This window comes from Longicatena sp., from assembly GCF_982403165.1.
Genome location: NZ_CEVYEL010000093.1, coordinates 1 through 5798 on the forward strand (window position 1 = coordinate 1; position 5798 = coordinate 5798).

The 5798-nt window shown below is 35.6% G+C and carries 5 protein-coding genes and 1 tRNA gene; 5 read left to right on the top strand and 1 reads right to left on the bottom strand.

All coding sequences use genetic code 11. From position 1 onward, the window contains the following. Positions 1-224: 224 nt before the first annotated feature. The 4 genes from AC1VS3_RS12530 to AC1VS3_RS12545 all read left to right on the top strand — a co-directional run bounded on the left by AC1VS3_RS12530 (position 225) and on the right by AC1VS3_RS12545 (position 3181). Positions 225-1673, top strand: coding sequence for a 4Fe-4S dicluster domain-containing protein (locus AC1VS3_RS12530; protein ID WP_008979061.1), 1449 nt, complete (start codon positions 225-227; stop codon positions 1671-1673). 83 nt (positions 1674-1756) lie between these two features. Further along, positions 1757-2095: a hypothetical protein gene (locus AC1VS3_RS12535; protein ID WP_262265313.1), complete on the top strand. Its 339-nt coding sequence runs from the start codon at positions 1757-1759 to the stop codon at positions 2093-2095. A gap of 78 nt (positions 2096-2173) precedes the next feature. Further along, the gene (locus tag AC1VS3_RS12540; protein WP_008688752.1) at positions 2174-2389 is read left to right on the top strand and encodes a YneF family protein; all 216 of its coding nucleotides are present in this window, start codon (positions 2174-2176) and stop codon (positions 2387-2389) included. A 99-nt stretch (positions 2390-2488) separates the two neighbouring features. After that, on the top strand, positions 2489-3181 hold the full coding sequence (locus tag AC1VS3_RS12545) for a biosynthetic peptidoglycan transglycosylase (RefSeq protein ID WP_008688749.1): 693 nt from the start codon (positions 2489-2491) through the stop codon (positions 3179-3181). A gap of 128 nt (positions 3182-3309) precedes the next feature. Here the strand turns inward: AC1VS3_RS12545 and AC1VS3_RS12550 are convergent. After that, positions 3310-3396: transfer RNA gene (locus AC1VS3_RS12550), tRNA-Leu, on the bottom strand. 427 nt (positions 3397-3823) lie between these two features. Here AC1VS3_RS12550 and AC1VS3_RS12555 point away from each other — a divergent pair. Next, a complete protein-coding gene (locus tag AC1VS3_RS12555) occupies positions 3824-5248 on the top strand; it encodes an MATE family efflux transporter (RefSeq protein WP_008688747.1) in 1425 nt (474 codons plus the stop codon). Positions 5249-5798: the final 550 nt, after the last annotated feature.

Here is a 5798-nt window from a genome sequence, read left to right on the forward strand (position 1 = left end):
GTTGTATACGGATAAAACGAAAAGCATGAAGATTAAAATATTAAAGTTAAATACTAGATACTAAATGCTTTTGTTTCTAGATGGTAAACAAAAACATTTTTAGATAAAAAGGATGAAAAAATTAAAAATCGTCTTTTGCTCTTTGTTTTCTTATGCTATAATGTGCTTGTTAAAAAAAGCACAAGCAAATTTGCTTGCATAAAGAGGAAGTATGGGAGGATATTATGTCATTATTTGATCATGAAGCTAGACAATTCAAATTCGATGTTTTACGTGAAGTAAGTAAACGCAGTTTTGAAGGAAAATTGAATGAGGATACATGTGATGAAGTTGCGAATCTTTTGATTCCAGGAAAACGGGCAGATTTTCGTTGCTGTATCTATAAAGAAAAGGAGATTATTCGTCAGCGTACGCGCATGGCGATGGGAAAACCTCCGGTACCTGTTGAACATGAAAATAAACGTCAGATCGTACGTGTCATTGATGCAGCATGTGATGGCTGTAGCATCCATAAAATCCAGGTGACAGATAATTGCCGCAAATGTATGGCTAAAGCATGTTTGTCTGCTTGTAAATTTGATGCAATTCATATGGGGAATGATCATGCTTTTATTGATTATGATAAATGTAAAGAATGTGGTGCTTGTAAAAATGCATGTCCATTCAATGCTATCGTAGAAACACAGCGTCCATGTATGAAGAGCTGTCCTGTAGATGCCATCAGTATGGGAGAAAGTGGATTGGCTGAAATTGATGAAGAAAAATGTATTAATTGTGGTGCATGCCAGGCAAAATGTCCATTTGGAGCAATCGAAGATATGTCTTGGATGGTCGATGTTATCGAAGAATTGAAAAAAGGTACAGAGATGTATGCTATTTTTGCTCCAGCAATGCAAGGGCAGTTTGATAATGCTACATTGCCGCAAGTGATGGAAGGAATACGTCAATTAGGATTCCGTGATGTATATGAAGCTGCAATTGGAGCGGATGCAGTTGCATGGTATGAAAAAGAAGATGCGAAGAAACATAAGGCTGAAGGAAAGAAGATTACTACATCTTGTTGTCCAGCATTTGTGAATATGGCAAAACAGCATTTCCCAACTGTCTATGAAAATAACGTATCCCATATGGTTAGCCCTATGGTGGCAACTTCTCGTTATTTGAAAAAACAGTATCCAGGAGCGAAAACGGTCTTTATTGGACCTTGTGTGGCAAAAAAACAAGAAGTGCAGGATAATGATGTAGATTACTGTTTGACATTTGAAGAACTAGGTGCAATGTTTGTATCAAAACACATTTCACCAGAAAATGTAACAGCAAGAGAAGGCGATACAGCTTCTGTTCACGGACGTAATTTCTCTATCGGCGGCGGTGTTTCAAAGGCGGTTGTCGAAGCATTGAAAGAAAATGACGATGAAACCATTACGGCTCAATATGCGGATGGAAGCGCAGAATGTAAAAAGGCTTTATTGATGATGAAGGTGAACCGTTTCCAGGCGGATGTATTGGAAGGTATGGCATGTCAAGGCGGTTGTATTTGTGGACCTGCAACAATTGAAAATGGTATGAAAGTCAAGGCTAAGATGGCTAAAGAAAATTTACCATTAAAAGATAAAACAATTGCCTCTACTTTGGAAGCATTTGATTTTTCAGATATTGACTTGCATCACTAAGAAAGCAACGTTAAAATGATAAGCATCTGTCGACATGTTTTGACAGATGCTTTGTTTTTCAATGTGATACAATCATTCTGGTGATGATGATGGAATTTTATGCAGTTAAACAAAATTTTTATGTGATGTTAAAGAAACATCCTAACGTATGTCAGGATATCACAGTATTGTCTAATGAACAATGTGATGCAATTTTACATAAGATAGATGCTGAGATGCTATATACAAGTGCAATTTCTTATTTTGATCAGATGGTACAATGGAATCATGAATTCATGCGATTAAAAGATGAGTTGCAAGATTGTTGTTATGAGATACAACTTCATACATATTCTATATCACTGGATAATGCAGATAATCCCTTTTTAAATTTATTAGTTCGTAAGTATCCATATCACGTATTACTTCCTCAAGAAGTTTAAAGATGGATTTCTTAGCGAAAACTATTGTAAAATCATTATAAAAATAGTAAAATAACCTTAATGTAAGGAGGATTACATATGGATTTCGTTAGTTCGATTTTATTTACACTGGCAGGATTGCTTATCGGTGCTTTTTTAGGATTCTATTTTACAAAGAAGAAGTTTGAGAAAGAACTGAAGGAGAATCCCCCAATCAATGAAAAGATGATTCGTGCAATGTTCTTACAGATGGGCAGAAAACCATCAGAAGCACAGATCAAACAGATAATGAAATCAGTAAATGCGAACAGATAAACACGGGCAACCGTGTTTTCTTTTGGACTAACGAATTTGTAAGATTGCCAGTTTATGGACAAAACTATGCTATAATCATGTATGTAAAGTGGTGATAAGATGAAAAGAATAATAAAAAAACTAATCAGTATCTTCCTACTGCTGCTCTTAATCATTAGTATCTTGTTTATCGGTATCGGTTATGTAAATTATGTGAAGGCAATTGATGATGTGAGTATTGCAGATAAGGTGGCTGAAATAAGAAAACGTCCACATTATGTGACGTTTGATAAGATAAACGAAAATTTATTTACAGCTACTGTGGCAATTGAAGATAGACGGTTCTATGAACATCATGGCGTGGAATATCGCTCCATGTTACGGGCGGCGGTTACAAATGTGTTTGCTCATGGTATTGTCGGAGGTGGAAGCACGATAACGCAACAACTTGCTAAAAATCTTTATTTTGACTATCAGCCAAGTTATTTACGTAAGGTAAGTGAGATTTTCGTTGCATATGATCTTGAAAAAAAACTAAGAAAAAAAGAAATATTAGAACTTTATGTCAACGTAATTAATTATGGTGATAATCATATTGGAATCTATGAGGCTGCACATGGCTACTTTCATAAAGAACCAAGCGAGTTGACCATCGATGAGGCAACGTTATTAGCTGGGTTACCACAATCACCGAGTAATTATCAATTAAGCAATCATTATAAGGAAGCAAGGCTGCGGCAAAAACAGGTATTGGAAGCTATGGTAGATACAGATGTTTTGACTTCACATGAGATGCAGCAACTTTTGCAATAAAGTGAGAAGAGGATATAAAATAGAGGAAACTTAACACTTTATAACAATCTATTTTAACCCTCTTTTTTTATGGATTTTTTAACAAAAAAACTGCCCGATTTCCATGGGACAGTTTACTTTTATCTATATGGTGCCCGAGGCCGGACTCGAACCGGCACGGTATCGCTACCGACGGATTTTGAGTCCGTTGCGTCTACCAGTTTCACCACTCGGGCATTGCTCGATTATTATAGCGTACTTTATTGTGAATTGCAATCTTTTTTTGTAATTTTTTTATAGAAATTTCATAACTGTGAAATATAGCTGTTTGTAAGCAAACATTATCTTTTGCAGACTTAGTTTTTTTGTGCAGCTATTAATGGAAATGGTTCACTTCTGATACAGTGCAATGCTTCTGGCATTTCACTAGATAATGATTTCTAAATCAATTCTGAGTATATTTAGTTATGGCGAATATAAACTAAGCACTTAAGTCGTAGGACTAAGAGGTTGTCCCATCTATATTTACTATATCAATAGGGCAAAATATCGAAAGCTTTCCACCTGCATAGATTGCTGTTTTGCGTTTGACAAAATATAGATGTGCGATATAATAAGTAACGTTTATTTTAATAGCTCAAAATGGTAAAAGGAGAGAGAACTATGAAGGCAGCACAAGAAGTGGATTTAGGAAAAGAAGCAGTAAAAAAATTGTTTTTTATGCTGGCGATTCCGGCGATTCTTTCACAATTGGTCAATGCTTTATATAATATGGTAGATCGTATGTATATTGGTCATATTGCTGATGTTGGTGCAACGGCTTTGACAGGTGTCGGCGTATGCTTTCCAATCATTATGATCATATCTGCCTTTGCACAGCTGGTAGGTACCGGAGGAGCACCAAGAGCATCTATTTTTATGGGGCGAGGGGATGATAAAAGCGCTGAAAAGATTTTGGGCAATTGCTTTACATCTTTATTGCTATGTTCCATCATTTTAACAATCGTTGTTATAGTGTTTCAAAAACCGTTGTTGTTGGCATTTGGCGCTAGTGAAAATACATTGCCATATGCACAGCAATATATGTTTATTTATGCGCTTGGAACTTTGTTTGTACAGATGACTTTAGGGATGAATGCCTTTATTTCAGCGCAAGGTTTTTCCAAAATCAGTATGTTAACTGTTGTTATTGGTGCAATCATTAATATTGTGCTCGATCCTTTATTGATATTTGTGTTGAAGCTAGGTGTTCAGGGTGCGGCATTAGCAACTGTGTTATCACAAGGAATTTCTTGTGTTTGGGTCTTGTGTTTTCTAAATGGATCGAAAACAAGATTGCATTTACATAAAGCTAATATGAGCATTCAAACTAAAATTTTACTTCCTTGTATTGCTTTGGGTACAGCTCCATTCATTATGCAGGCTACCGAAAGTTTATTGGTGTTGTGTTTTAATTCATCTCTTTTGCGTTATGGAGGTGATCTGGCAGTAGGGGCAATGACGATTCTATCAAGTTTGATGCAGTTTGCGATGTTGCCATTAAGCGGATTCACGCAAGGTGCACAGCCGATTATCAGTTATAATTATGGCGCTAATCAGGCGAAGCGCGTAAAACAGGCTTTTCGAATTTTGATGATCAGTTGTTTGAGTTATGCTGCAATCATGTGGTTGATTTGTATGGCGGTGCCACAACTTCCTACTGCTGTTTTCACAAGTGATGTTGCTTTATCTGATATTACCATTTGGGCAATTCGTATTTATATGGCTGGTAGTATCTTGATGGGTGCTCAAATTGCTTGTCAACAAACCTTTATTGCTTTAGGCAATGCAAAAACTTCAGCGTTTCTTGCCCTGTTTCGTAAAATATTGGTGTTAATTCCTTTGATTTATCTTCTGCCAATGTTTTTCACGGATAAGGTGTTTGCGGTGTTTTTGGCAGAACCGATTGCAGATACATTGGCAGTAATGACGACCGTCATATTATTTGTTCGATATTTTAGAAATTTATTACAAGATATGGAAGCTAAAGAAACACATAGCTATGAAGAGTGTGATGCACTTAATGAATATCATGAGTCAATGGAATAGAAAATATGCGATGGTAAGTAACTGTGCGTAATAATGGGTATTGAGCTGCAATATGTGATCCTTAAAAGATATCAGTTATGAAAAGAATAATGTTCGGTTATGAAAGAATAATATAAGAATCGAATGATTCATGATCACGTGTGGCAATGCGAGGATGAACATATATCGGATAAGATTACCATTATTTTATATAATTGAATATGTTTTTCTTTATATGATGAATTGACGTTATATCATTTATTTGTTATTTTATCAAAAACCTTAGTTGGATATGTGTCAAGAAGATGTGTATTATGAAAGAGGATTAAAAGGCAACACGAATGAATATATAGGATAGGTTGTTCGCGTGACAAAAATTGTCGTGTGTTGACTGTGCTTAGCATACGCTTTTTTTATATGTCTTGAACGATATAGTAAAGCGAAAATGAAGATGCATGAAGATAAAAGGGATGAAAATGAAAGGTAAGGGATAATGGGCTGAAGTAAAGGTTTTAAAAAAAGTGAAAAAAATAAAAAATAAGCGTTGACATGAAAGATAAATTGATGTATT

Coding starts and splice junctions, on each gene's coding strand:
- AC1VS3_RS12530 (WP_008979061.1), top strand. CDS start 225: ATGTCATTATTTGATCATGAAGCTAGACAATTCAAATTCGATGTTTTA.
- AC1VS3_RS12535 (WP_262265313.1), top strand. CDS start 1,757: ATGATGATGGAATTTTATGCAGTTAAACAAAATTTTTATGTGATGTTA.
- AC1VS3_RS12540 (WP_008688752.1), top strand. CDS start 2,174: ATGGATTTCGTTAGTTCGATTTTATTTACACTGGCAGGATTGCTTATC.
- AC1VS3_RS12545 (WP_008688749.1), top strand. CDS start 2,489: ATGAAAAGAATAATAAAAAAACTAATCAGTATCTTCCTACTGCTGCTC.
- AC1VS3_RS12555 (WP_008688747.1), top strand. CDS start 3,824: ATGAAGGCAGCACAAGAAGTGGATTTAGGAAAAGAAGCAGTAAAAAAA.